Source organism: uncultured Campylobacter sp., from assembly GCF_938045535.1.
In the GTDB taxonomy this organism is placed as follows: Bacteria; Campylobacterota; Campylobacteria; order Campylobacterales; family Campylobacteraceae; genus Campylobacter_B.
In genome coordinates this window covers 1-3554 of record NZ_CALIMQ010000054.1, presented here as the reverse complement: position 1 = coordinate 3554, position 3554 = coordinate 1, and the positions used below count along the sequence as shown (strand labels likewise).

Here is a 3554-nt window from a genome sequence, read left to right as displayed (position 1 = left end):
AGGGCTTATGTATTTGTAGCAGCTCGCCATAAATGCGCCCTTTTGCGTAATCGCAACGCTGGCGAAATCTTTAAATTTAATCAAATTTTCGCTCTCGAAAAAAGGCTCGTCGGCTTGGATATTGATGATGATCTCATCCTCCGCAAGCGCTGCGTTTGCGACCGCTTCATTGATCCGATCGGTGCCGCTTTGATGCTCGCGCGCGGTGAGAACGGCGTCAAAGCCGTAATCTTGCGCGATCTTTAAAATTTGCGGCTCATCCACGGCGATTAGCACGCGGTCCGCCTTTGCGGCATTTTGAGCCGTTTTGATAAACATCGGCACGCCGCCAAACTCACATAAAATTTTATTTTTAAAGCGCGTCGAAGCAAGGCGCGCGGGGATTACTATCATTTTTTTATCCATTCCATTATGGCGTTTTTGATCTCGCTTTGCTCCACGACGCTGGAGTGTACCTGCGGCGCGCTAAAAAGGCGCGAGATCTGCGGCGGAATGTCGCTGCGAAATTCCTTCGAAAGCGCGATCATATCAGCTCGCTCATCCTCGCAAGCCCTGCCTTTGATCGCGCCGATCATCGACGGCGTAAATTTGATCCACTTTGCGGTCGAGATGACGAGATTTAGGCGGCTTTCGTCAAGCAGCTTAAAGCAGGTCGCCGTGTGCGGATCGATCAGCACGCCGCGGCTGCTTTCTTGCTTGATAAACTTAGCGCACTGCGCATCGTCGCAAAAATCCGCCTCAAAAATCTCGCGCAGCTTCGCAAGTTCGCTCGCGCTAAGCTTATAAAATTTATCTCGCGCCAGGCTCTGCATCAGCTCGTTCGTGCGCGCATCGCCGAACATATCGCTAAGCAGCCGCTCGACGTTGGAGCTAACTAAAATATCCATCGCAGGGCTGATCGTGCGGATGAGCTCGCGCCCGCGTAGATCGTAGATCCCGCTCGTAAAAAGCTCGGTCAGGATATTGTTCGCGTTTGAAGCGATCTTGATTTTGCCGATCTTTGCGCCCATTTTTTTGGCGAAATACGCTCCCAGCGCGTTGCCGAAATTTCCGCTAGGCACTATGACGTCGAATGTGTTAAATTTAGCGCTCTGTTTTACGCTCTGCGCGCTGTTTGCACCCGCTGCGGCGTCTAAATTTTGACTGCACGCCTGGCACTGATCGCTTTGCTTTAAATTTTGCTCGGGGCTCAATACGCCGTGCTTTGAGAAATAGATGCTAGCGTAGAGGTAGTAGATGATCTGAAATAAAATTCTGCCGAAATTTACCGAGTTTGCGGCGCTTAAGTTTAAATTCGCCCGCGCGAGCTCGTTTTTGAAATCCTCATCAGCCAGTAGTGATTTTAGCGCGCGTTGCGTATCGTCGAAGTTGCCGCGCACGCCTAAAATTTTAAGATTTGTCGCGCTTTGTTTGACCATCTGCTGGCGCTGTATCTCGCTCGTGCCGCCCTGCGGGTAGAGGCAGACCGCTTTGATATTCTCGTCGTCCGCAAAAGCCTCCAGCGTCGCAGGCCCCGTGTCGCCGCTCGTGGCGCACATTATTAAGAATTTCTCACCTCTGGATTTTGCGATGCTTTTTAAAAGCGCGCCGAAGGGCTGTAGCGCCATATCCTTAAATGCAAGCGTCGGGCCGTGGTAAAGCTCCAAAATATAGGCGTTTTCGCTTAGTTTTTTGATCTGGACGGGGCAGGCGGGGTTTTCAAATTTATCGTAGCGCTTTAGCGCGCTCTCAAAGACCTCGCTGCTTACGTCAAAATCTAAGCTTTCAATGATTTTAAGCGCGATCTGTTTGTAGCTCAGATCCTCGCACTGCTTAAAAAAATCCTCGCTCAAAAGCGGCAGCCTCTCGGGGCTGAAAAGCCCGCCGCCGTTCGCGCTCGGATTTAGCAGCGCGTAGCTAAGATCCGCTTTTTGCGAAAAATCTCTCGTGCAAACTAGTTTCATCTTTTTCCTTTTTAAAATTTTAAAATTTACGCCCGCCTAGGCGCTTTAAATTTGATCGCTTAGGCTTTTTGCGCGGACTTGCGGCATTGCCGCTTTAAGCCTGCCGCTTCCGCGCTCGCGCCTAAATTTCTTCCTTTATCAAACTTCCTATGCCGCCGTCTGTGAAAAGCTCAAGCAGGATCGAGTGCGGAATTTTGCCGTTTATGATATGCGCGGCACTTGCGCCGTTTCGCACGCATTGCAGGCACGCATCGACCTTTGGGATCATGCCGCCTGCGATCGTGCCGTCCTTTTTAAGCTTCGAAATAAGCGCAGCATCAAGCTTGCTGATTAAATTTCCCTCTTTATCAAGCACGCCGTCAATGTCGCTTAAAAATATCGCCTTGCTCGCTTTTAGCGCGGCTGCGATCCTGCTGGCGCAGAGATCGGCGTTGATATTAAAACTCACGTTTTCGTCCGCCTCGCCGCCCGCAAGCGGGGCGATCACCGGCAGATAGTCCTTTTGCAGCAGGTCATTTATCAGCTTGGTATTTACCTCGGTGACCTCGCCTACGAAGCCGTATTTTTTCTCATCGAGAAATTTTGCCTTCAAAAGCCCACCGTCCTTGCCGCTGATGCCGATCGCGGGCGCGCCGTTTTGGTTCAAAAGCGCTGTGATCTCTTTATTTACCGCGCCGCTTAGCACCATCTCGGTAATTTCGATCGCGTCTTTATTCGTTACGCGAAGACCGTCCTTAAACTCGCTCTGCACGCCGATCTTATCCAGGGTCTGATTGATCTTTTTGCCGCCGCCGTGCACGACGATGATTTTGATGCCGACCATATGCAAAAGCACGATATCGCGGGCAAAATCAAGCTTGAGCAGATCGTCGGTTTGCGCCGCGCCGCCGTATTTGACGACGAAAATTTTATCTCTAAATTTACGGATATAGGGCAGCGCGGAGATGATTACTTCGGCGGTTTTGCTCTTTTTTATCATAAAATTCCTTTAAAAACCTTATTTTATCATAGCTTGGTTTATGTAGTTTTGAATTTTGCGGATAAAGTTTTCGCTTAGCTTTAAATTTAGCAAAATCACCGAAATTTCCGCGCCAAAATCCCTTAATTTCACGTAATCTTTCGCCGTGCATAGGATATGCTCCGCGCCCTCGCGCCTTAGCAGCTCTAAAATCTGCTCCTTTTTAAAATCATAATGATCGGGGAAAAATGCGTGAGCTTTTGCGAGCGGCAAAAACTCTTGCAAACGCCAAGGCTTGGCGATAGCGCTGATTAAGATCGTGCGGGATTTTTCAAAACCAGCCTCTTTGGAATTTAAAATTTTATCCGCAGCGGCTGGGTTTAAATTTGAAATTTCATCTACGGCGCGATTTAAATTTAAATCCGAAATTTTATTTGCGGTGGAATTTGAATTTTCATCCGCAAGATTTGAAATTTCATCCGTGCCGTTTAGCCCCTCTTGCAGATCCGCCGCCGAAACGATTTTAAGCTCCTGCGAGATGTCGCTCGGAGCGGGTATGAAATCTGCAAATTTATAAAAAAACGGCGGGTAGCGATACGCGGCTAATGGCAGGCAAAAGGGCAGCTTTGGCGCGCTTTGCGGGCGTAGCAAGA

At 49.4% G+C, this 3554-nt stretch carries 4 protein-coding genes; all 4 read right to left on the bottom strand.

The window, feature by feature from the left end; translation table 11 throughout:
• Nucleotides 1-393: NTP transferase domain-containing protein (locus tag Q0095_RS02045; protein WP_297880898.1), on the bottom strand; the 393-nt coding region annotated here is incomplete at its 3' end.
• Entirely contained in the window at nt 390-1943 is a 1554-nt protein-coding gene (thrC, locus tag Q0095_RS02040; protein WP_297880895.1) for a threonine synthase, read from the bottom strand. The genes Q0095_RS02045 and thrC, both read right to left, overlap by 4 nt.
• A 121-nt stretch (nt 1944-2064) precedes the next feature.
• Entirely contained in the window at nt 2065-2922 is an 858-nt protein-coding gene (gene argB, locus Q0095_RS02035) for an acetylglutamate kinase (protein ID WP_297880893.1), read from the bottom strand.
• Between the two features lie 18 nt (nt 2923-2940).
• A partial coding sequence (locus Q0095_RS02030) for a tetraacyldisaccharide 4'-kinase (RefSeq protein WP_297880891.1) occupies nt 2941-3554 on the bottom strand: 614 nt, incomplete at its 5' end.